The sequence below is a fragment of the Paenibacillus sp. 4624 genome (assembly GCF_050435065.1).
Lineage (GTDB): Bacteria > Bacillota > Bacilli > Paenibacillales > Paenibacillaceae > Paenibacillus > Paenibacillus amylolyticus_D.
Genome location: NZ_JBNDJR010000008.1, coordinates 98,964 through 120,211, shown reverse-complemented (window position 1 = coordinate 120,211; position 21,248 = coordinate 98,964). Strand labels below are relative to the sequence as shown.

Here is a 21,248-nt window from a genome sequence, read left to right as displayed (position 1 = left end):
TATCCTAAATTACACTAAATGGAAACGACACACCTTCCTCATAGGAAAGTGCGTCTGTTACCGTTGCATCTAAACCTGATTAAACTAAGATCTACTGGGCTTCTCTCAGATAAACCTCTACATAACCCCAGCCCGTCATGCCCAACGGATCTGTAGCCATTACCCAAATTTGAATAGGCGTATTACTTCCCTCTAGTGCTGCCACGTATAATTTCTGTCCAACCATTCGGACTGTTGCTAATTGTTCATCAGAAGACTCCGCTTCTATGACAAGTGTCGATCTGTCATCATCCTCATCTCTAAACATGTAGGACAAGTCTATCTCAATTTCATCTCCACCTACATAAGCCGTATTTCCTGCCGGTGCCTCAATTAATTCAGGCCCTGCACCATCAAAGGTATATCTGATTTGCTTTTTTAGTAGTGCATGGTGCAATGTGAAATCCGGTTCTTCTCTGAGCGGAATTGGATTGTCGTTTACACCTATGGACTGCAGATTGGGCAAGTCAACCAGGCCACTAGGCAGATGAGTCAGCTGATTATTACTCATATACAATGCTTGCAGGGAATTCAGTCCCGTCACGTCCAACGAAGCAAGGCGATTATTTTCCAGATCCAAATACTCCAGATGCTCAAGTCCTGTGACATTGATTTCACTCAGACGATTCCCCGACAGATTGAGCCACTCTAATTGTTCGAACCCGGAGGCATCCGCTTTGCTTATTTCATTGCCAGATAGATCAATTTCTACGACATTTAATCCTTTAAATATATCGACCCCCGTCAAATCGGAAATGCCAGCATCTCTTGCATACAATCCTCCATCTGTCTGGATAAGAGCCTCAGCTAATTCCTCTTTGGTCAGCGGAGCATCTAAATCCTTTTGTAGCCAAAATGCTATAGCTCCAGCCAAATGCGTATCAGGGAATTGACGGCTAATCGTATTCACTTGTACGGTAACCTGGAGTTGTGCCGTTACACTGGCGCCTTGTTCATCTGTAGCTTGAATGGTCAGCATCGTCTGACCAGCAGCCCGTGGTGCAAGTCGAATTACTGAGTCCGTCACAGTAGAGGATACCATGTTCTCATCTCCCGACAAGACAACGAACTTCAATGGTCTGCCCTCTGGATCACTGAAATAGGAAGAGGCCTGCAAGTCCTTCGAAGCATGATCCAACGTTAATTCCTGAGCAGGCAAACCTCCCGGAGCAACGATTGGAGCACGATTGCCGATTCCTGGATTAGACGGGTTCGTTGGTTTCGTTGGGTTTGAAGGGACAGACGGATTACCTGGATTAACTGATCCTCCGCTTTCTCCACCTGTTGTTCCGCCCGGCGTCGTTCCAGTATTACTGTTGTTGTTCACCGTACCATTCCCTGTGCCTGCTGTTCCTGTAATCGTACCTTGTGTCTCCGTTACCTTGCCTGGAGTATCGTTTGGCCCCTGCGAATTGGAACCTTCTTGCTCTGAACTTGCTGCCTCCAATACTTGAATTGTATCTGTTGCTCGCAACGCAATGACAGCCATTTCTTGTCTGGATGTAGAGCGTTTGGGTGCAAAATACCCATTCTCTCCCTTGAGAAGACCTAATTCAACGGCCTGTTGCACACTGGACAAAGCCCAGGCGCTAATGTCCGTCTTATCCTTGAATGATAAGGATCGCTGCCCATTTGATGATCCATCATACCCTTTCACCTTAAGAGCCCGAATCATCGTAACAGCGAGCTCTTCCCTAGTCACTACACCATTCGCCCGGAACGTACCATCGGGATATCCCTTCATGATTCCAGTTGAATTAAGAGCATAGATATAAGTTTCGTTTGAAGTTGTATGCTCCAGATCTTTGAATAGTTGGTTCGGTCGTTGATCTGAAGGCGAGGCATCTATCTCTAGGAGTTGAGACAGCATATGTGCAAGTTCCCCTCTTGTCATGGGTGCACCTGGATTAAAACGACCTGTTCCGTCTGGAAGAATCCATCGTTGCTGGGTAACCTTTTCAATAGCTTGCTGGGCCCAAGGGGCAGCCTGATGCAAGTCCTGAGTACTTGTCGCATCCTCCGCGGCACTTACTGTTCCCGGAGCACCAACGAGAGTAAGCGACAACACAGCGGCTATATACGTCGCAACTTTATTCCGACGCTGATCAGAGTAACCTTTGGAATTGGAACTACGAATAGACATTTATTAACATAACCTCCTACAGAATCTTATCGCTAATGACACCGAAAATTCACAGCGTTATTTCGTTAGATTCATTGTAGAAGAGACGACATCATCCAGACAGTCTACAAAAAAGTAGACATTGTTTCACAGCTTATAATAAGCCCCGCTGTTCGGCAATTTGTACCGCGTGCGCACGACTGCTTGCTCCAAGCTTGGCAAACACACGGCGTATATGTGTATTTACTGTGCCAGGTGATATCCCAAATTCGGCTGCAATCTGCTTGCTGGTCAAGCCTTCTGCAATATGACCAAATATTTTCTGCTCCATGGGGCTGAGTCCCACTTCCTTCTGTTCATGCTTCGCTTCATCTGGTGCTGAACGGCCCCGCACCTTTTTGTTTTGGGCAAAAGCAGAAAGTAGTTGCTTCACATAAGTTGTTTTCACTCCATCATCCGAGACAGCCTTCGCACGGCGAAGCACCAAATACTGTTGAAGTAGCCGTTTTACCGGCTCCCCTTCGGCAACAAATGAACGGATATATCCTTCTGGTTCTCCCAGAATAAGAGCACGTGATAAGGCCACAACACCAGCATCTGAATATCCTTGTTGTTGCAGCATCACGGACTCTAACAAGGCACATTCAATCTGCTCTGTCAACAGATCGCGTTTTTCAGCTTGTTCTCGAACTCGTTTCAGTTCCTCTTGAGCGTAATCATACTGTTCAAGAGTCACGGCCGCACGTATTCGAACCATCCACTGAAATAGTTGGTCACAACTCATTTCAACTGGCATTTGTTGTTCGTCTACCGGATCAGCGAGAATGTGCGTAGCCGTCTCCACAGGATGATACTCAAGCCATATTCGATTACGATGTGCCACCAATACAGTTTTCCAGTACTCCGCATCCTTCTCGGACAGCAGACTCTCAGCCTGCTGCAACAGCTTTATACCTTCCTCGGGTCTACCGGAATGTAATTCAAGCCTGGCTTTCAATACATATGCAGGAACGAGTAGTGCCGCAACTTTGATCTGCAAAGCCACTTCAAGAGCTCGATCCGCATACTTCACTGCTTCAAATAACTGGTCCTGTTCCATCAAAACCTCACCATATCCTGATCCATAGTAGGACGTTACATAGGCAGGTTCATCATACCAGCGCTTCGTAATGGCTCCAAAACAAACTTCGGCTCTCCTCAAGTAACCATGAACGCCATGAAAACTTCGCACACGCATGCTCTCTCTTCGATCGTAGTCCATATACTGAAATGCGATATCATCAGGATAGCCCTGATCCATATAAGACATCAAATAAGAAGAGAGTCCTTCTAAATCACGGTTAAGATACGCCATATAGGCTCTCATGACACAGGTCACTTGTAGCAAATATTTAATAATAGCTGGTGCAACCTGTCCTTGAAGATGCATGCGGATGACATGCTCCAACTCATCCAGCTGCTTCCCCATCTCCCCGTAAGGCATTTCACGCGCTACAAGAAACAAATAAGACATATACAACTTGGGACGAGCCTTCACCATTTCCAGCGGCAAAACATCAAAATATTTACGGAGTGTCCACCACTCTCCCATAATGAAATGGGCAAACAATTCTTCCAGCAATCTTGCAGCATCCTCCATATGCAGCCCAAGAATATAATGATCCAGCGCTTCGGATGGATATCCATGCTGTTCATACCAAAGCGCGGCAAAACCATGTAATTCATTGCCCAACTCTGAGTGGTTATGTGCTAGCTCGCGCTTCAGGAACGCCGAAAACAAATGATGATAACGATACCACTCCCCTTCCCGATCCAGAGGGATAAGAAAAAGATGTTCTTTCTCCAGCTGCCTTAACAACTGCGGAGCTTCCTCCAAACCACTTAACACCTGACCTAAACGGCTGTTCATCCTTCTTGTTATCGCAGTTCGAAGCAAAAAGCGCTGCATTTCTGGTGACTGACGTTGGAATACCTCTTCTAGCAAATAATCCGAGATGTTTCTGTTTCCTGCTTCTGCATCCTTTGCACGATGTGGGAATGAAGACATGATTGGCATTGAACTTTTCGCCGAGTCTGCCCCTAATGTGTGAGATAAAGCAAGCAGCTTTAGCCCGGCTGCCCAACCCTCCGTCTGCTGCACCCAGCCCAGGGCATCCCTGCTGGCATGCTCCATACGCATAACGTTCTGACAGAAGTCGATGCCTTCTTCCGTTGTAAACGCAAGTTCCTGAAGAGTAAGTTGCTTCAACTCCCCTCTCAGGCGCAGCTTCTCCAGCTTAAACGGAGGATACGTCCGACCCGATATGACCAGATGAATAGACGAAGGAAGGTTTTCAATAAAATCCTGCATCTGCAAATGAATTTCCGGCCGAGTTATAGCATGGTAATCATCCAAAATAAGCATGGTATGCTGATCACTCCGGGCAACACGATTCAGCAATAAAATTAATGCTGTTCTTGGCTCAATTGCATATCGTTGCAAGAACTGAGGCAAGACCTCTCGACATAACCCCTGTCTCACGCGGTCCAGCGCATGAATAATGTAAAGCCAAAATTGAAGTGGATCTTGATCCTTTTCATCCAAACAGACGCAAGCCGCATAACCTGCCGCACTTCTCAGCCAATTCCCAAGCAGTGTTGATTTTCCCGAACCGGCGGGAGCAGTCAACAACGTCACCTTGGAATTCATAACTTCATTGTACTGCGAGCTGAGCCTTGGACGATCCATGGTATCCGTTGGTAGAGGGGGCAATTCTAGTTTGTTCGTCAGAATCATAAATTGAAGCCAATCGCCATGGAAACCAGCTGTTTGTTCTTGTTGCATGTAATCCTCCTGAACCCGCACTGAGGTGCACATTATAGAAATCGTTGTATGTACATTTAGATATTCTAAGTATACAGGGAACAACATCAATACCGCACACCATTTTACACAAAACAAAGCCAAACAGCCCTGCACAGAAAGTACAGGGCAAACAAAACGATTTTTTATCTTTTTATCTCAATGACTTCAAATTCACGATGATATAATTCAAACCGGAAAACAGCGGAATTAATGCGATTCTTGCCAGAGTGATCCGGTTCGCCAGATTCACTGCTCCTTCGCCCCCTCCAGTAACTTCAGGATTTCCAATGCCACATCACGTGGAGATTTCAGTTGACCTAACTCGTAAGCGTCTCGAAATGCTCCGGACAGCGCAAATTCCTCTGCACTCTTTCCTCTCGCCACGGCCTGCAATTCCGTATCCACCATGCCCGGATCAAAGACGATGATCTCTGCCGGATTAGACTGTGAAGCTTGTTCCATCGCTACACATTGTGTGAACATGTTGATTCCTGCCTTTGATGTACAATAAGTAGCCATCGAAGGAGCGGGATAACTGCCCGAAGCAGAACTCACATTAATAATTTTTCGGCGTGCCGTCATATGGTTGGTATGGTGAATAAAAGATGACGTAAGAATCATCGGCGCAGCCAGGCTAATATTCAGATGAATGCTAATCTCATCCGCAAGACACTGATCTATGGGTTTCAACGGTTCAAGCATGGCCGCATTATTAATAAGTCCGATGCATTCCACAGAAAGAAGCGGAATCTGCTCCAATATGCGCGAGATTACATCGTCGATGCCATGAATGTCTTCAAGATTGAACTGGACATGAGTGTACCGTTCATACGTATTGCCCAAGTCTGATGCTCCGCGCGCTATGCCGTAGACAGAGTCACCTTTTTCCAAACAAAGTTCCGCAACTTGTCTGCCAATGCCTTTGGATGTACCTGTGATAATAAAGGTTCTGTTTCCCAATATGCTCTCCACCTTTCAATTCTCATATATCTGCTCAATGCCGCATCATTGATATGTATTTCATCCCGAAACATGTCAGTCACGCTCTTCCGGTTTTCTCCACAACGTCACCCACAAAATAGGCAAACCAAAATACGGATCTTCCTGCCCCATTGCCTTCATTGGACGCAACTCCACACACTCAAATGGTTCCTCTAGTAAATATCGAAGTTTCTCCTCCGTAAAAGCAAGTCCGCCCCGCATCGTCTTCTCACGGTAGACTTCCCAATCGTTCATCACATGTTCTGGCCCACCCTGACCGCCAAATCCCGGTGCAAAACAAGTCATACCAAACAGACCTCCCGGCTTCAACGCACGATGAATCATCTCAATGTAAGGAATACGCTGATGCGGTAGCAGATGGTGCAGACAGCCCGAATCGTAGACTAAATCATATTCCTGCTCTGGCGCCAGTTCGAACACAGAACGACATTCAAAATGTACATCCAGTTGTTCTTCCGCGGCCCGTTCCTTGGCCCAAGCAATCGCAGTCTCTGACAGATCATAGGCGTCAACCTGATAACCGTGCCCTGCTAGATACAATGCATTCCGCCCGGGGCCACATCCCAGCTCCAATGCTCTGCCCCCTTTTAATCTTCCAGCTTCTACATCAGCAACCAGATTCTCGTCTGGCTTGTTTGGAAAAAACGGAATGGGTCTGTCCCGATTCTCATAGAACGGCTCCCAAAATTGCTTGGCCGATCTGAAATCCGCATCGAGCATGTCATAGAGATCCTGCACACTTTTGATTGTTTTTTCCAAGTCTGAATTCCTCCTGTTTCATCGCTTAAAATAGGTTTCCCACTACGTTCACCCTACTGTCTCACTAGCATTTTTGCATGAAATCCAACTCAATTCACTACACTTTATTATAACATTTTTAACCATTCATTCTCTATTTTTCATGTGTAAATTTAGTAGAATATGCATTATTTTTTCCATACAAAAAGCGAACAACATCACATGTCGTCCGCTTGAAATTCCAGCTATAAGATTACAACTGTACAGCTATAAATACAGTTCGTTTTATCCCTTGCGTTCCATCACAGCAAAGTAATTCTTCTCATTATCTGCAAAATTGAAGACACGCCCTGTCGGCATCTCTACAACTTCTCCAACCGTTACATGTTTAGCAGACAAATCGGCATATAACCAATCAAGGTCATCTGTGAAAAACATCAACGAAGGTGTGCCCAGATTTACCCCTGCTGACATACGTGCCACGACCTCTTTATCATGCAAAATGATACTTGTCTGTGAATCTTTCGCAGGCGCAATCTCAATCCATCGCATACCTCCATCAAGAATAACCTCATCCACGATATGGAATCCGGCTACTTCCGTCCAGAAAGCCAGGGATTCGTCCTGGTTATTGACGTATAGCATAACTTGGCCTAATTTGCTAAACATGTACCAAACCACTCCTCTAATCAAGTTATCTCGGTATTCCTTCACACTTAGATTGCCTCAGATTCCAATTGAGTATAACATGTATGTCCTATTTTAAGATAAACATTTTAGAGAAGCCAAATTGACGTTTCATGTCCCTTACCATTGTTAACCTCTGTTGTTTTAAGATCACAGCAGTTTTTTGGTCAAATAAAGGACAACCTCATCATCGATAATCGTCTCTTCACCAGGTTGAAGATAATGATCATCTCTGTGAAGACCCCGGCCGTCTGGAATATAGCCCCGATGTGCGTAGAGTACTTGGGCTTTGCCATAATCTGCATACACGCCTACCCCAATGCCTGCTACTTCAGAACGTTCCTTCACCACTTTCTCAGCGTGATCCATCAGCTTGGAACCGATCCCTTGCCGCTGAAACTTCATCAGAACGTTGAAATCATTGATCTCGGGAATGCCCTGTTCCTGAAAAGAAGGATACTGCGATGTCCAAATCACGTTGACATAACCAGCAAATTGCCCGTTCAATTCGGCAATCAGGGTTACGCGCTTCCCCTTCTCTTGTTCTTCCCAATATCGTTCATACAATTCAGGCGGTTTGTGCCACCCCTGTTCCTGAAATGATTCTGAGATGACTTGCGCGTCCTGCTTGGTTAAAAGTCGAATATGTACATTGCTCATGAAGTTCTCCTCTCCATTACAGCCTTCGTATAAAATAACACTTCTAATATGACGAAAGTTTTAGTGTACGTTTTAAATTCCCAGTCGATCTCGAAGCGAAGTGATCTGGGCAACATGATGTTTGCCATGCCATGCATACAGTCCCAAACAATGATCGAGTCTCATCGTCTTATTGGACGAAGGGCTATAGAACTTTTTAGCATAGTCATCATCCGAGAAGGAGCTTAACAATGCTACCCAGCGGCGATGCAGTGCATCCAGAAGCTGGAGGGAAAACTCGATTTCCAGATCCTTGGAATCACTCAATTCGGCCCAGCGCTCCTCAAAATACGGGCGAATCGCGGGCGTATCCTCTGTCAAAGCGAGCTTGAAGCGAATCACACTGTTCATATGGCTATCTGCCATGTGGTGAATAACCTGTTTCAGCATCCAGCCGCCGTCCCGATATGGCAGACTTAGCTGTTCTTCGTCCAGTCCTTCTACCGCTTCTCTCGCACGTTCAGGCAACTCTGCAATATCTTGAATCCATTGCTGCCTTTGAGCCAGCGTTACCTCTCCTTCGTGTGTGAACTGCCCAATCGGATATCTATAGTCCATCTCATTTCCCCCATAATCCCTGTGGATTTGTTTACGGCATATGAACACGACACGACTCATCGGGCTATTTTATGGAGTATACTCCATCAGCCAACAATCTCTCATCTGTCCTTCATGCAGTTCATGCTGTGGCAGCTGTTTAACCTTTTTGAAACCACACTTTTCGTAACAAGATAACGCACGTTCGTTCCACGCTTGCGGGTCCATCACGATTTTCCGGGCATGTTTCTCCCCAATTAAATACGCTGTCATGGACTTCACCAATCGTGTGCCAATACCTATATTCCAGCAATCCGTTTCCCCGATGAATTGATCCGTCCCATAGATGATTTCACCATTGTCAGCATAACCATATTCCGCACGTTCCTCTGTCTCCAGTTCATAGAACTGAATGTATCCGATTGGCCGACCGTCATATTGCACAATACAACGTGCAGCTTCATCATCCTGATTGTAAAAATGTGCTCTCACAAGCTCCAGATCATGCGGCTGATCCCGACCTTCGTAGTACTGCAGAACCTCCGGGTCAGACAACCATTTGACCAGCAATTGCTCATCCTCTGTCTGTAGCAGGCGAACTGTCAATTTTCCCACTTGATATACGATATTCATTTCAGCCCCCTCCACGAACCTCTAGTCTTTATCAACATTTCTGCGAAGTATATTATCTTTAGTTAGAGATTGAGTTAACCGATCTACCGAATTCTTGATCCTAAAGTAACATTCGACGAAACCATGCAGATTCCCCCTGTTGTAAAAATTGAAACTCCTCTATTGCAAACGTCGTATTATGCTCGAAGTCATCTTTTCCCCATCATAATCCATTGAATCTGGAGGTTAGTTGCATGTCATTTTTCAAGAAGATGTTGGCCAGCGTTGGTGTAGGTGCAGCAAAAGTGAATACGGAATTACATACGACAGAAGTCATGCCCGGTGGAACGCTTTCAGGAATTGTATACATTGAAGGCGGGGATGTGCAGCAACAGGTCGATCGAATTTATCTTTTAATCAAAACGCACTACATTCGGGAAAGCAATGATCGCAAAGTGAAGGAAACGGCTGTAGTGGCCAAATATCTGCTCACCGAGGGGTTTACCCTGCAGCCCGGTGCAAAACTGGAGAAGAGCTTTCAATTCGAGCTACCGGAAAATCTACCGATTACACTACACCGTGCGGAAGTATGGGTCGAAACGGGGCTGGACATCTCTAGCGCAGTAGACCCATCAGATCGAGACCTTATACATGTTGTGCCTTCCAGGGAGATGGAAATCGTACTGGATGCCATAGATATGCTGGGATTCAGGCTTCGTGAAGTAACTAATGATTATGCTCCAAGGCTCGGTGGCAATCTGCCGTTTGTACAAGAGTTTGAGTTTGTGCCGACCACCAAGTTCCGCGGATATCTGGATGAACTTGAAGTTCTCTTCTATCCGATGGGGAATTCCTTGGAACTGTTGATACAGATCGACCGTCGTGCACGTGGACTTAGCGGAATGCTATCCGAAGCCATGGGCACGGATGAGACCTATGTGCGTCTGCAACTGCACGAGAGACATCTGGAGCGTGGTGCACGTTCCGTCGCACAAGGCTTGGAAGAGATTATTTCAGAGCACCTATAGACTGCGAACATGCAAAAACATCAAGAGAGCAGCCCCTGGCTATGTATCCATCTGATGCCAAGGGCTGCTCTCTTTATCTCTTGCTTTTACCCACAACATAAGAACGAACAACATAATATGCCATAGCAAAAAGGAATATCCCCCCAACACTTAGGGCTATCATCAAACCGCTTCCACTTGCCACATGTCCAAAGTCAACTTGCGATGCCGCACCAGACGTTTGCAATGGCGTACCTTGCGGAACATTCTGTAATGTTAAAACCATGCCTTGGACTACTTTCCAAACCACCAACAAAAGTATGAAAACAAAGCTAACGATAATGGTTTCAATCCCCACACGTTTGTTCAGACGCATTCATTTCTCCCCCTTATTCTTATAGAACGAGAAACTGCTCCAGTTGCTGCTTTAATTTATCTTTATGCTCGTCTACATACTGGTACAGCAAATCGAAAACTTCTTCATTATCCGCTTGAAAGCTCAATTGTTGAACTTCTTGCTCTACCCGCTGTAATAACTCATGGATCTGTGTCCCATGTGTCTGCAAACTTGTTGAGATGTCGTGTTCGGACAGACGTTCCACGTTTTCTCTGAGTTGTTCTGGCGTGATTCCTTGTTCCTTCAAGAGTTGTTCCACCTTTTGCAAAATCATCGCATCTGTCTCATTGCCACTTCGGATTAACGCTTCGATGACCTCTCTCAGATGCTTTCCGCTGGCATTCTCCAAATAACCGGTCAATCCATTCATGGTTAGTTCGGTATCCAGATCAATAATCAACATGATGTCCCGCAACACAACAGGCAGCTCTGAAACCCGCTCCCGAATCGTAGCAAATTCAGCACGGTACATGTCCATTGCAATGCTGCCCACGATTTCTTCACCTGACATCTCTTCGATGCCTGCTGGCGGCATTAACTCCGCCAGTTCTTCCTGTAACTTGTTCATCTCACTTGTCCTCCTGTATCTCTCTATATAGCGTAGTCATGCTCTGCGCCGCCACGTCTTTCCATCATACCAGAATATGCTGTATAGAAAAGAAATCGCGCCAAGTTAACATGCATTTGACTTATGGAAAATAATTCGCTGTTATGATCTTGGCATCACAAGTTTAGGGAGGGGTAAGGATGCGTCTAGCCTTGTTCACAGATACTTATCTTCCAGAAACCAATGGTGTCGCAGGTACACTCCATCGTCTAAGCAACCATCTGAATCGCAGAAGTATAGAACATCTGCTGTTTACATCCCAATCCATCATGGAAGGAAACGTTGAAGCTCCCGTAAGCTCAGTATTCAATATCCCCTTTTTTCTGTATCCCGAATGCCGAATTGCTTTTCCCAGCAGAGTAACTGCCTACAAACAGCTACAGGAATTTCAACCCGATCTGCTTCATGTCGCTACACCGTTTAACATGGGACTGCTTGGCCTGAGGCACGCACTCAAGTTCCACCTTCCACACGTCATCTCTTACCACACCCACTTTGATCGTTATCTCGATTATTACAAGCTTCGAAGTGTCATTCCACTATACTGGAAGTACATCAAGTGGTTTCATCGCACCTGTAATACTACATTCGTCCCGTCCCAAGACACGATGTACACCCTACAGGCTCAGGGGATTCAACGGCTTAAGCTCTGGTCCCGCGGCATTGATTGTAACCTCTATGCTCCATGCAAACGAACCATCAACATTCGCGAACAGTATCAGATCACCGCACCTTTCATCTTGCTCTACGTTGGACGCATCTCCCCGGAAAAAGATATAGCCACCCTGACAGCCACGATGCAGCAATTGCCCGCAGAAATACAAGCCCATGTTCACTGGATCATTGTCGGTAATGGCCCTGCCCTTCCCAAGATGCAGCAGCAAGCTCCTGCGAATGTTACGTTCACAGGGTATCTGCATGGTGATGAGCTTGCGTCGATGTATGCTTCAGCGGATCTGTTTGTCTTTCCTTCCTGTACGGAAACCTTCGGCAATGTTGTGCTGGAAGCGATGGCCTCGGGTCTTCCCGTGTTAGCTGCTAACGCCGGCGGAGTCAAAGACCTCATTGTGCATCAACGCAGCGGCATACTTGTTGAGCCGGGTAACGTGAATGCGTTTATAAGAGAGATAAGCTTACGAGTTCATTCTTCGGAACGGCTAAGCACAATGGGACGTGAAGGTAGAAAATTCGCTGAACAGCGTTCCTGGGAACAGATTTTCGACACTTTGATTGCAGATTACGAAGAGGCCATTGAGCAACGTCATAGACGGAAGATAGGTCGAATCTACACGGCATAAATTTTGCTAAAGTAAGGTTTTCAATTCTCGAAGCTGATGGATTGTATGTAGCGGTGTTGTCTCCACTTCCTCCGGCCAAGGCTGGTTTACCTTCATCCAGATTGTATTCATGCCTGCTTTGGCCGCCCCTTGTATATCATTCAGCGGATGATCCCCGATGTAGAGGCATTGCTCAGGTTCTATACCAAAATGATCAAGGGCTAATCGGAATATATGCGGATCGGGCTTTTTCACACCTGCTTCTTCCGATACAATGATGTGATCATAATCCTCACGAATGCCAAGTTGATCAATCTTTCCATATTGAATCTGTGTTTGACCATTGGTGATTAAACCGATTAAATAACGACCTTTCAAATGCTGTACCACTTCTCTTGCCTCATCCATTAGCACCGAATTTCGCACATACTCCCGGCCGTAGAATGCCATTAGTTCTTCGTGCGGAGGATGTTCGGCCCAAGGTAATTCTTCTAATAATTCGTCGAACAGCCGAGGTTTCTCCTTATAACCATCTTCGTCGAGCTCGATGATCCGCTGCTTTATATGTTCGGTCGATTCCATGTGTCCAAAATACGTGTTGATCAAACTTCGTGTGAAGCCCTCAAACGTTCTTGTCCGGTTTAGAATCGTGTTGTCCAAGTCAAAAATGACAGCTTTAATACGATCCATGAAGTTTGTTCCTCCGTTCTCCTTTAGATAATTGAGAAATGGAAACTACTTTTTCTTTTTATGATAATGGTAGCCTGTGCACAGACCTTTTTTAATCAATTTTGCAGAGCACTTGTGTCCACCGTTTTTGTCCAATCGACCCGGATGTGCATACGCTGAAGAGGATACACCGATAAGCATAACCAGCGATAACATGATAATAAAGCCTTTTTTCATATCAAATTTCACCTTTCTTTTCACACCCTATGCTTTAGGGCTTTCTCATTTCACTTCATCTCATTTTACATAAAAATCCACAATATGGATATCCCTTATTCCAACTAAAGTCCTTTTATATAAGCTTGTAGTGCCTTAACGCATGGGTTATTCCATTCTCACTCGCTTTCAGTGTGACATAATCGGCACTTTGCTTAACACGCTCTCCACCATTTCCCATAGCAACACTTACGCCCACATAAGTTAGTAGATCTATATCGTTCTCTCCATCGCCAAAAGCCATCGTTTCCTCTCTGGGTATATTTAGGTGAGTTAGAACGATCTGAGCTGCTACAGATTTACTGACTTCACCTGCTTCAAGCACATTGCAAACGTATGGATGGAATCGTACAAATCGCAAAGAGGAAAACCGTTCTTTATATTGGTTGGTTTCCTCCTCATTTGCGTATAAACACATACAGTATATCTCCTCATCCAGCGTCATGATCTGATCCGGATATTCCATCAATCCAAGTGTCTCTCGAAGAGCATCTGTCACACGATGATCCGTCCGGCAGGTTCCGTTCATGCCTAAAGACTCCGTGAAGTAGGAAAGCGTATGTCCCTGAGACGCAGCAAAATGACTGAATTCCCTAACCATGGTTGAAGAAAGAATGGATTTATGAATAATTTCACCACGGCAAGTAACCAAAGCTCCGTTAGCTGAAATAACCGTATCTATGCCAAGATGTTTGAACTCTTCCCACAGATGATGTGGTCTGCCGGTCACAAGGATGATATGAATTCCTTTTTGGATTAACCTGCGGATGGACTCTTCGGTATCCTTGGAAAGGCTACGATCTTTTTCACTGAGCAACGTACCGTCCACATCCAAAAATACAGCTTTTATTACTTTTTTCATTAACCCTCGTCCTCTTTTCCTCTACTGCTGGTCGTCCATTGGCGCGAAATGCTTCAGGTCGGATTTCGTTTTGCCGCTCTTCTTCGCCTCCTCCGAAATGCGGTGGCTGAACTGAATCACATCATTATGTGCAAAATATATATACTCCACATCCGGTTCATCCTTAAACTTCACTACAGCAAGGAAGGGTGGCAATTTCACACTCCAGACGCCTTCTACGGATTCAATCTCATTAGGAGAATAATGTTTCTGCTCCGTTAAATATGTCGTGACACGATGTGCATAGATCATTTTGTTAGCTTTTACATAGATAAACGGCGTGAGAATCAATAAAATCAGCGTAATGCCAATCGTCCATGATACAATCTTTTTCGTTTTATTCATTTTAACGCCCCCCTTGCCTTTGTCTACCGGATCTGCACCTCGTTGGAGCGCCTCATGTACCACATCTGGAACGCGTTTGCCACGTCACCCGGTATATCGTGAACATGATGATGCATGACAGGCTTGGCGCGATTTACGGTATGGATGGAAGCCAGCCCTAACTTGCGCTGCAAGGGATGACGTGTAATCTTGATTTCAATGACCTTTTCCCGTTTGGACAGAAACTGTGTCGAAGTCAGCGCACCTGAGCGAAATTGAATGAACTGATCGTTCAGTGCGTACCGCGTATGATAAAAATTAACCACCCTGCCTGTTAGAATCAAACCGAGCAGCAGTAGCGACATCATCCACCATGCCTGTTCAACGCCGAACACAACCGGTTTGAAGTATGCCAACACTCCCGTGACAAGTATCCATCCCCAGCTTGGAATAAGTAATCGCAACCACAACGCTTTGTGCGGCAACCTCTGCATCTCCTCCGTCACATGGTAGGAAGGCAAGATTTCTTCAATGATGCGATAGGCCTCCTTCACAGGTAAAAAGGGATATAATGTGTTAATCTCCTGGCTAGCTTCACCCAAACTACCTGCGGTTGTAAGTTCTACCTCAGCAAGACCCAGCATTCTTTTCATCAGGGACTGTGTAATCTTGACGGCCTGTACACGGTCTTTCTGGATCGAGAACGACGTCTTTTCCAGCATGCCCTTCGTAATATAAATTCGCTTGTCATCGGACGTGATCTGGAAATCTCCATATTTCACAAAGGTGCGAACAATTCCAAGCCCGACGGATATAAGGATCAATAGCAGAATGATCAGGCTCGTTACCCACCATGATTCAAGCCAGGATAATACAAGGCTTTCGGTTACGGTTTCGTCTGGGAAGAAATCCTTTACGGTTGAGTACAAGGAACCCAAGATCGGGATCAACACCAGAAAACTAAGTGAGGTAAACGATGCTTTAAACACATCTTTGCGCGCAGAACGATAGTGAACGACGCGTTCGAGTGAGGCTTTGTCAGCAGGTATAGAAAAGCCGCTTGTTTCTTCATGGTCACCTGTACGGATCACATTACCTGAAGCTTTAATTCCATTGTCACTGTCTATGGCATTTGCGCTTACGTCACTACCTGCTTGTTCTCCAGTTTCGATATACTGCTCTGTACGTTGGCTTTTCTCATCCTGTGCGTTCCGCTCATCATCCATAATTTCCTCAACCGTAGCTTGGACCTCGGATAAATGACGGGCTACCTGCTTTTCTAACCGTTCTGCTTCAGAAACCGAAACGACCTGTAGCTGAAACGTCGCATCATCACCCTTGATACCTGTTTCGAAGCGTATAGAGGTTACACCGAACAATCGATGAAAAAAGCTCGTATGTCGGCTCACATTTTGTACTTTCGTATACGGGATCGTTCTACGGGTTCGACTGAATGCCCCCGTGTAGATATGGAAAGCTTTCTCATCGTCTGAATAACGAGTGGTAAACCATTTCCAGATGATAGAGATCAGTGCGATTGAAATACCAATGTAAAAAATCATCCTTGCATAGAAAACCCATGTCGAATCTGACCCTGCACGGAATACGAATAAAAACAGAATGAAGGCAAATGTGCTTTTGATCAGATTACCCAGACTCCACAACAAACTAAGTCCATGGTGCCTTTTCAACTCCGTCATTCATCCACCTCGTTAATCCGGGCATAGTCCGCAATCTGGTTACGCAGCGCAAATGCCACATCTTCCGGCAAAGCCGGTATATGATGAGATGAACCCATCGTTCCGATGGACACCGAGTACAGTCCGTATTTTCTCATCAATGGCCCCTGATTGGTTGATACGGATTGCACCTTGGCCATCGGAATGACCTGGTGCACCTTGTTCAATGCCCCATGCTTCAGTTGCACAAACTCTGCGTTAACGCCATAAAACCAATATCGATACAACCAAACTGGCTGCAAAAAGATATCCCATACGGCATAACCTGCGGATATAACCGTGACTCCCCATAGAATCCAGCCGATCCACGGTCTCCAATCATACACGGAGTCCAGTATAAGCAGCGCTGCCAATACCACAAAGCCTATGACGTTGTAGAGGATCGCGCTAACTCTCCACAAACTTATGGCATGAGGGGAAAGTTTCTGTTGCGGCGGGCTCCATTCCTCTGTTCCTGTTGTTCCTGTTTTATCTGGTGCATCTGTTGTTTCTGTCATGTTGCAGTCCCTCTCCTCTCTTCTCTTTTTGTCTTCTGTCTGTATACTTTACGATGATGCGTATGTAGCGATGCGCTCTAAGTAAAAGAAGTAAAAAAAGATGACTCCTGTTCACGTGCAGGGGGTCATCTTTTGTTTTTGTTTATTTTCCAGTAAAATCCTTTACTTCACACAACCATACCATATTTTCACTGCCTTCGCCCCAGTAGTCCTTCGTCACAACATACGGCTCTCCAAACTTCTGCCGCCACTTCTGCTGTGCAATTCGATAACCACTGTCTAGACAAAATTGGGCGACACCCCGCTTCTGTAGTTCGGTGACCAGGGCTGTAATAAGTGCAGAAGCAATCCCTTGACCCTGCAATTCAGGTAAAACATACAGGGAGCCCAGCGTTCCAACGTGATCCAGACCATGGTTGGTGCATTCCTGAACGACTTTCCCGCAAGGCCCATATGAGATCGTCCCTACGACCTTACCTTCTTTTCGGGCAACAAGGAAAAAGGGACTCGTCGTCGTTGGTTCAAGATCAGATTCATGTTGCAAAACAGATTGTACAACAGCCTTTTTATGTTCAATCTCTTCCTGAATTTCATCCAGAAGGAATCCGATTCCTTCCTGACGGTACGCTTCTGGAATCGTTGTCTCAAAAATATGATATGCTCCATCCACATCTGCTGTCGTCAGTGTTCCGATTGTTATCAACTTGCCTGCATCTCCATTCATCTATATACCTGTATTCATGTTGTTTGTCTTTCCGCTCCTTCTAGTCAATACGCCGCTGAATGATTTGTCTGAGTCGATTCGCGTTCTCTAGAGGGATCGTATATCCAGTCATCGTATCCTCCTGGTTTACAAGCAAACCTTGCGTCTTTGGATCTGCACCCAGTGACAGATCGTACCGAGTGACGGAGCCATCTGCATACGTGATGTTCATATTGTACTCAGCAACATAATCAAGGGCCCCTTGCATACGCTCAGCATTGAATATGGCTTCGGTTACGATGCGTATCTCGTCAGCGCGGTCGAATTCTACATCGCGGCATGTTTTAGAGAAGTGAGCTTGATTACACGATAACGTGATTAACGTAGGAATTCCCTGACTCTGTTCTAGTCTCTCAGCCTCTATGGAGCCTATCTCACTCGAATTGTTGCCACCGCACGCTGCAATGAAGATGACGCTGAAGAATAGAAGCAACCTTCCGATATATCTCACCTCAAGGCCTCCCATTCAGCTAATAAGTCGATTAAGCGCGGGACTGTTTTTTGAACAAAAGCTTGTACAACCTCTTCGGTAATGTAATACGGAATAATGCCCGGCGCTTTTCCCTGCAGAAAAGAATACGTACGCTCACGCCAGCGTAGAATCTCATCTACCGTTAAACGATCTGTCATCTCATACCCTGACGAGTTATTTAATGCCGACCATACTTCTTCGCTCCAATTCATGGTGCGATACAGATTAAAATCAATCTGATCCGTCTCCTTGTAATATAAACGGGCCAGGTCTTCCTTGGTTCTCACGACTCCCTCACACTGGTCATGCTCACGAACCTGTTCCTCGAATGCGGGATAAACACTTCGAAACCAGTAATAATCCGTCATCACGTGCATGAAATAACCGAGAACAAAGGAAGTCCAGCCTTCACTCGTGCGCTCGTTGATGTAATCACCATAAAATTTCTGGAGACGTCCAGTATAATTGTCTTCTTGCTTAGGATAAAAATGAGTGTGCTGTTTGTCGTCCCTTGTCGTGCCCTCACGTATATGAATGGCATCCGGCGCAATATTTCCGAGATAAAATGCTCCCAGGTCCAGCGGTTCAGGCAACGTATCAGCCAATTGATGGGCTACACTTAGATGTACCATAGGCAGAGGCATAGACATATCTCCTTTTTCCATTGAAGGAATGGTTATATATTTAATCTCTCGTTAGCTCACCAAACCTGCCACTCTCTCGTCCTGCATCCGGTCAAACAACTTCTCCAGATCCGTATGATACGCAGTCTGCTCCTTTACCAGCAAACGGATATATTCCGACCCACACTCGTAAAAAACGAGACGGTTAAAAGGAGCTGCATCGCCAAAATGATTAGGTTCCAATTCATACTTGGCTCGAATCAAATTCTCAACATACCGCGCAAAACCTTCATTCCACTCCAGCCAGCTCCAGTATTCCGCTTGCTCTTCTGAAAGAGATTGAAACAATGCGGTGCGTGCCACCTGAATTTGCTGTAAATCCTCACTTTTCAACGCAGATAGAAGAGATTCAATCCGCCCCGCAACAGTCTCATCTTCGTACGGAAATTCATAATCGATCTCCCAGGTTACACGCTTTAGCTGGGTCATTCTATGTTTAATCTGCAGACGGTCAACGATGCGTTCCCCGTATTTTCCATAGACAGAGCAATGAACATATTCATGGAACAGAAAAACCTTCTGCTCTAAATCTTTGAAAACAGAAGCCGTCACAATCGCGCACATTCGATTGTTTATATGATGTACGGGCATTGCACCGAGACAGTCATCGGGGATGTACAGATCGTCCGGTACGGTTTTGACCCATTCGTATTGCCCGGTTTCAGATGAATAATCATAGATATATAACAACGATTCGTGTGCTACAACAACCGGATGGTGTTCTGCAAAAAAAGGATGCAGGCTGACCAGCTCGATCTGAAGCTCATTTAACTCGTTAATTTGCTGCAAAAATGTATCCATGTCTAACCCTCTCTCTTTGCAAAATGATACTCTTATCATACTAGATCAGTATCCGTAAATCACTGAGAGAAAAATGATAATATTGTGCGAAACGCCTACTAACCTTGGATATATCCCGCTTTGGACAGCACATATTTGGTGAAAGGATTGATATCGGGGATCGGCTGCGTCAAGTCGAAGTACCTGAGCTCTAACCCTTCATCATCCATAACCGTCGGACTGTCTGTAATACCTCCTGCTTCATAGATCGCCATGACATTGTAGACCTCATCTCCATGCGGATAACGGTAATACATATCCTGACCCGAAAATATGGTAATCAGCTTATACGCCTCCGTCCGTAGACCTGCTTCTTCATATAGTTCACGCGCAGCAGTCTCTTCTAACGATTCACCCGGTTCAAGCGAACCGCCAATGGTGCCCCAATCCAAACTGTCTGTCCTTCTCTGAAGTAGCAGGTGGCCTTGCTCATTAAATACCAATACACATGAACCTGCCATGATCAAAGGACGTGTGCCTACCAATTTTCGCAAATCCGTGATGTATCCCATGTTATCCTCCTAAGTCCAAACGTAGTTAAAATATCGGTAGCTTCATTAGGATTTGGATTGTTTCAATATCCCCTGATCTACCGAATGTTGTACGATTTGTTGTGCATACTTCCACAGCGTTGCCGACCCATTCGCAATTTCAGCATTACGATTTAATACCTGATCACTCGTAATGTTATATTTCTGCCATGTATCACCTTCATTCTGATGATTATGAATGATCGGCTGCAACCGATCCATGGAAGAAGCAAACCTGGCCTCCGGTGTCTCTTTGGTCTCAAACTCCATCCACAGACTTAACAGTTCTTCGGCTTGGTCTTCTGGCAACATACCAAATAATCGATGTGCGGCCTTAAGCTCTCGTTCATGTTTATCTGTGTTTCCTTGGGTGTCATAAGCAAAGGTATCACCCGCATCAATTTCAACAAGATCATGCACAAGTAACATCTTGATCACTTTAAGCATGTCGATTTCCTTGTTAGAATGACCATGCAATATGAATGCCATCATTGCTAGATGCCAAGAATGTTCTGCATCATTTTCGAGCCGTTCGCCATGGATAATTCTTGTTCTTCGTTCAATGGTTTTCAGCTTGTCTATTTCAATCAGAAACTGGATCTGTGACTCTAGTGTCTCATCCACGCTCTTACCCCCTTCAATTACTGACGCATACACTATGAAATGCTGTACCAATAGACCGGATAGTTAAAATCCAGAGATAAACCTGCACCATGTGCTAAACGGATCGAACCTATGTTATCCGGAGAGCAATCCCAATAGGAACGGAGGCCTCTATCGTTACATTCGTTCATATACGCTTGAGCCGCCAAGGCAGCATAATTTCGCTTACGATGACCTTCTAGTGTTTCAATGTCAATGGCATGTGTGTTCCCCTCGACAAAAGCAGAAAGACATATGCACACAATCTCTTCCTCGCGAGTAACAACATAGCCAACACCATGCTGCAGAAAAGCATCGACGTTTGTCCAGAAATACTTGACAT

General features: G+C 45.4%; 24 protein-coding genes and 1 pseudogene. 2 read left to right on the top strand and 23 right to left on the bottom strand.

Going from position 1 to position 21,248, the window contains the following annotated elements:
- Nucleotides 1–91: 91 nt before the first annotated feature.
- The 8 genes from ABIE27_RS18885 to ABIE27_RS18850 all read right to left on the bottom strand — a co-directional run bounded on the left by ABIE27_RS18885 (nucleotide 92) and on the right by ABIE27_RS18850 (nucleotide 9,302).
- Entirely contained in the window at nucleotides 92–2,182 is a 2,091-nt protein-coding gene (locus tag ABIE27_RS18885) for an S-layer homology domain-containing protein (RefSeq protein ID WP_429351237.1), read from the bottom strand.
- Nucleotides 2,183–2,315: 133 nt separating this feature from the next.
- Nucleotides 2,316–4,985: a LuxR C-terminal-related transcriptional regulator gene (locus tag ABIE27_RS18880; RefSeq protein WP_161556957.1), complete on the bottom strand. Its 2,670-nt coding sequence runs from the start codon at nucleotides 4,983–4,985 to the stop codon at nucleotides 2,316–2,318.
- A gap of 267 nt (nucleotides 4,986–5,252) precedes the next feature.
- Complete coding sequence (locus ABIE27_RS18875) at nucleotides 5,253–5,966, bottom strand: SDR family NAD(P)-dependent oxidoreductase (RefSeq protein ID WP_123065140.1); 714 nt, start codon at nucleotides 5,964–5,966, stop codon at nucleotides 5,253–5,255.
- Nucleotides 5,967–6,041: 75 nt separating this feature from the next.
- The gene (locus ABIE27_RS18870) at nucleotides 6,042–6,767 is read right to left on the bottom strand and encodes a class I SAM-dependent methyltransferase (RefSeq protein ID WP_429351236.1); all 726 of its coding nucleotides are present in this window, start codon (nucleotides 6,765–6,767) and stop codon (nucleotides 6,042–6,044) included.
- Nucleotides 6,768–7,031: 264 nt separating this feature from the next.
- Nucleotides 7,032–7,415 (bottom strand): VOC family protein, encoded by a 384-nt coding sequence (locus tag ABIE27_RS18865; RefSeq protein ID WP_429351235.1) that lies wholly within the window; start codon nucleotides 7,413–7,415, stop codon nucleotides 7,032–7,034.
- Nucleotides 7,416–7,583: 168 nt separating this feature from the next.
- Nucleotides 7,584–8,093, bottom strand: a complete 510-nt coding sequence (locus tag ABIE27_RS18860) for a GNAT family N-acetyltransferase (RefSeq protein WP_123065143.1) — start codon at nucleotides 8,091–8,093, stop codon at nucleotides 7,584–7,586.
- Between the two features lie 72 nt (nucleotides 8,094–8,165).
- A complete protein-coding gene (locus ABIE27_RS18855) occupies nucleotides 8,166–8,690 on the bottom strand; it encodes a YfiT family bacillithiol transferase (RefSeq protein ID WP_429351234.1) in 525 nt (174 codons plus the stop codon).
- A 69-nt stretch (nucleotides 8,691–8,759) separates the two neighbouring features.
- Nucleotides 8,760–9,302, bottom strand: coding sequence for a GNAT family N-acetyltransferase (locus tag ABIE27_RS18850; RefSeq protein ID WP_123065145.1), 543 nt, complete (start codon nucleotides 9,300–9,302; stop codon nucleotides 8,760–8,762).
- Between the two features lie 233 nt (nucleotides 9,303–9,535).
- Here ABIE27_RS18850 and ABIE27_RS18845 point away from each other — a divergent pair, with 233 nt between their 5' ends.
- The gene (locus tag ABIE27_RS18845) at nucleotides 9,536–10,309 is read left to right on the top strand and encodes a sporulation protein (protein WP_123065146.1); all 774 of its coding nucleotides are present in this window, start codon (nucleotides 9,536–9,538) and stop codon (nucleotides 10,307–10,309) included.
- A gap of 73 nt (nucleotides 10,310–10,382) precedes the next feature.
- Here ABIE27_RS18845 and ABIE27_RS18840 read toward each other — a convergent pair whose 3' ends face one another.
- Together ABIE27_RS18840 and ABIE27_RS18835 are read right to left on the bottom strand one after the other, a co-directional pair.
- Nucleotides 10,383–10,664, bottom strand: a complete 282-nt coding sequence (locus tag ABIE27_RS18840; protein WP_123065147.1) for a hypothetical protein — start codon at nucleotides 10,662–10,664, stop codon at nucleotides 10,383–10,385.
- 19 nt (nucleotides 10,665–10,683) lie between these two features.
- On the bottom strand, nucleotides 10,684–11,253 hold the full coding sequence (locus tag ABIE27_RS18835) for a DMP19 family protein (protein WP_123065148.1): 570 nt from the start codon (nucleotides 11,251–11,253) through the stop codon (nucleotides 10,684–10,686).
- 179 nt (nucleotides 11,254–11,432) lie between these two features.
- Here ABIE27_RS18835 and ABIE27_RS18830 point away from each other — a divergent pair, with 179 nt between their 5' ends.
- On the top strand, nucleotides 11,433–12,590 hold the full coding sequence (locus ABIE27_RS18830; RefSeq protein WP_123065149.1) for a glycosyltransferase family 4 protein: 1,158 nt from the start codon (nucleotides 11,433–11,435) through the stop codon (nucleotides 12,588–12,590).
- A 6-nt stretch (nucleotides 12,591–12,596) separates the two neighbouring features.
- Here ABIE27_RS18830 and ABIE27_RS18825 read toward each other — a convergent pair whose 3' ends face one another.
- The 13 genes and pseudogenes from ABIE27_RS18825 to ABIE27_RS18765 all read right to left on the bottom strand — a co-directional run.
- A complete protein-coding gene (locus ABIE27_RS18825; RefSeq protein ID WP_123065150.1) occupies nucleotides 12,597–13,259 on the bottom strand; it encodes an HAD family hydrolase in 663 nt (220 codons plus the stop codon).
- A 45-nt stretch (nucleotides 13,260–13,304) separates the two neighbouring features.
- Nucleotides 13,305–13,475: a YHYH domain-containing protein gene (locus tag ABIE27_RS18820; protein WP_429351233.1), complete on the bottom strand. Its 171-nt coding sequence runs from the start codon at nucleotides 13,473–13,475 to the stop codon at nucleotides 13,305–13,307.
- Nucleotides 13,476–13,590: 115 nt separating this feature from the next.
- Entirely contained in the window at nucleotides 13,591–14,376 is a 786-nt protein-coding gene (locus tag ABIE27_RS18815) for a Cof-type HAD-IIB family hydrolase (RefSeq protein WP_429351232.1), read from the bottom strand.
- A gap of 21 nt (nucleotides 14,377–14,397) precedes the next feature.
- On the bottom strand, nucleotides 14,398–14,760 hold the full coding sequence (locus ABIE27_RS18810) for a DUF3139 domain-containing protein (RefSeq protein WP_123065153.1): 363 nt from the start codon (nucleotides 14,758–14,760) through the stop codon (nucleotides 14,398–14,400).
- Nucleotides 14,761–14,783: 23 nt separating this feature from the next.
- On the bottom strand, nucleotides 14,784–16,439 hold the full coding sequence (locus ABIE27_RS18805; RefSeq protein WP_429351231.1) for a PH domain-containing protein: 1,656 nt from the start codon (nucleotides 16,437–16,439) through the stop codon (nucleotides 14,784–14,786).
- Entirely contained in the window at nucleotides 16,436–16,975 is a 540-nt protein-coding gene (locus ABIE27_RS18800) for a PH domain-containing protein (protein ID WP_123065154.1), read from the bottom strand. Before ABIE27_RS18800 ends, ABIE27_RS18805 begins: the two co-directional genes overlap by 4 nt.
- A gap of 142 nt (nucleotides 16,976–17,117) precedes the next feature.
- On the bottom strand, nucleotides 17,118–17,699 hold the full coding sequence (locus tag ABIE27_RS18795) for a GNAT family N-acetyltransferase (protein WP_123065155.1): 582 nt from the start codon (nucleotides 17,697–17,699) through the stop codon (nucleotides 17,118–17,120).
- 40 nt (nucleotides 17,700–17,739) lie between these two features.
- Nucleotides 17,740–18,189, bottom strand: a complete 450-nt coding sequence (locus ABIE27_RS18790) for a hypothetical protein (protein ID WP_123065156.1) — start codon at nucleotides 18,187–18,189, stop codon at nucleotides 17,740–17,742.
- A complete protein-coding gene (locus ABIE27_RS18785; protein WP_161556958.1) occupies nucleotides 18,186–18,854 on the bottom strand; it encodes a zinc dependent phospholipase C family protein in 669 nt (222 codons plus the stop codon). Before ABIE27_RS18785 ends, ABIE27_RS18790 begins: the two co-directional genes overlap by 4 nt.
- A gap of 51 nt (nucleotides 18,855–18,905) precedes the next feature.
- Nucleotides 18,906–19,694, bottom strand: coding sequence for a hypothetical protein (locus ABIE27_RS18780; protein ID WP_123065158.1), 789 nt, complete (start codon nucleotides 19,692–19,694; stop codon nucleotides 18,906–18,908).
- 98 nt (nucleotides 19,695–19,792) lie between these two features.
- Nucleotides 19,793–20,245, bottom strand: coding sequence for an NUDIX hydrolase (locus ABIE27_RS18775; protein WP_429351230.1), 453 nt, complete (start codon nucleotides 20,243–20,245; stop codon nucleotides 19,793–19,795).
- 45 nt (nucleotides 20,246–20,290) lie between these two features.
- Nucleotides 20,291–20,887 carry an HD domain-containing protein gene (locus ABIE27_RS18770; protein ID WP_123065160.1) on the bottom strand — a complete coding sequence of 199 codons (597 nt, stop codon included), beginning with the start codon at nucleotides 20,885–20,887 and terminating at the stop codon, nucleotides 20,291–20,293.
- 32 nt (nucleotides 20,888–20,919) lie between these two features.
- A pseudogene (locus ABIE27_RS18765) lies at nucleotides 20,920–21,231 on the bottom strand (GNAT family N-acetyltransferase); the annotation flags it as partial.
- Nucleotides 21,232–21,248: the final 17 nt, after the last annotated feature.

Coding starts and splice junctions, on each gene's coding strand:
- ABIE27_RS18800 (WP_123065154.1), bottom strand. CDS start 16,975: ATGACAGAAACAACAGATGCACCAGATAAAACAGGAACAACAGGAACA.
- ABIE27_RS18880 (WP_161556957.1), bottom strand. CDS start 4,985: ATGCAACAAGAACAAACAGCTGGTTTCCATGGCGATTGGCTTCAATTT.
- ABIE27_RS18840 (WP_123065147.1), bottom strand. CDS start 10,664: ATGCGTCTGAACAAACGTGTGGGGATTGAAACCATTATCGTTAGCTTT.
- ABIE27_RS18850 (WP_123065145.1), bottom strand. CDS start 9,302: ATGAATATCGTATATCAAGTGGGAAAATTGACAGTTCGCCTGCTACAG.
- ABIE27_RS18845 (WP_123065146.1), top strand. CDS start 9,536: ATGTCATTTTTCAAGAAGATGTTGGCCAGCGTTGGTGTAGGTGCAGCA.
- ABIE27_RS18820 (WP_429351233.1), bottom strand. CDS start 13,475: ATGAAAAAAGGCTTTATTATCATGTTATCGCTGGTTATGCTTATCGGT.
- ABIE27_RS18855 (WP_429351234.1), bottom strand. CDS start 8,690: ATGGACTATAGATATCCGATTGGGCAGTTCACACACGAAGGAGAGGTA.
- ABIE27_RS18825 (WP_123065150.1), bottom strand. CDS start 13,259: ATGGATCGTATTAAAGCTGTCATTTTTGACTTGGACAACACGATTCTA.
- ABIE27_RS18775 (WP_429351230.1), bottom strand. CDS start 20,245: ATGGGATACATCACGGATTTGCGAAAATTGGTAGGCACACGTCCTTTG.
- ABIE27_RS18785 (WP_161556958.1), bottom strand. CDS start 18,854: ATGCCTCTGCCTATGGTACATCTAAGTGTAGCCCATCAATTGGCTGAT.
- ABIE27_RS18805 (WP_429351231.1), bottom strand. CDS start 16,439: ATGACGGAGTTGAAAAGGCACCATGGACTTAGTTTGTTGTGGAGTCTG.
- ABIE27_RS18830 (WP_123065149.1), top strand. CDS start 11,433: ATGCGTCTAGCCTTGTTCACAGATACTTATCTTCCAGAAACCAATGGT.
- ABIE27_RS18835 (WP_123065148.1), bottom strand. CDS start 11,253: ATGAACAAGTTACAGGAAGAACTGGCGGAGTTAATGCCGCCAGCAGGC.
- ABIE27_RS18815 (WP_429351232.1), bottom strand. CDS start 14,376: ATGAAAAAAGTAATAAAAGCTGTATTTTTGGATGTGGACGGTACGTTG.
- ABIE27_RS18810 (WP_123065153.1), bottom strand. CDS start 14,760: ATGAATAAAACGAAAAAGATTGTATCATGGACGATTGGCATTACGCTG.
- ABIE27_RS18865 (WP_429351235.1), bottom strand. CDS start 7,415: ATGTTTAGCAAATTAGGCCAAGTTATGCTATACGTCAATAACCAGGAC.
- ABIE27_RS18860 (WP_123065143.1), bottom strand. CDS start 8,093: ATGAGCAATGTACATATTCGACTTTTAACCAAGCAGGACGCGCAAGTC.
- ABIE27_RS18795 (WP_123065155.1), bottom strand. CDS start 17,699: ATGAATGGAGATGCAGGCAAGTTGATAACAATCGGAACACTGACGACA.
- ABIE27_RS18780 (WP_123065158.1), bottom strand. CDS start 19,694: ATGGATACATTTTTGCAGCAAATTAACGAGTTAAATGAGCTTCAGATC.
- ABIE27_RS18885 (WP_429351237.1), bottom strand. CDS start 2,182: ATGTCTATTCGTAGTTCCAATTCCAAAGGTTACTCTGATCAGCGTCGG.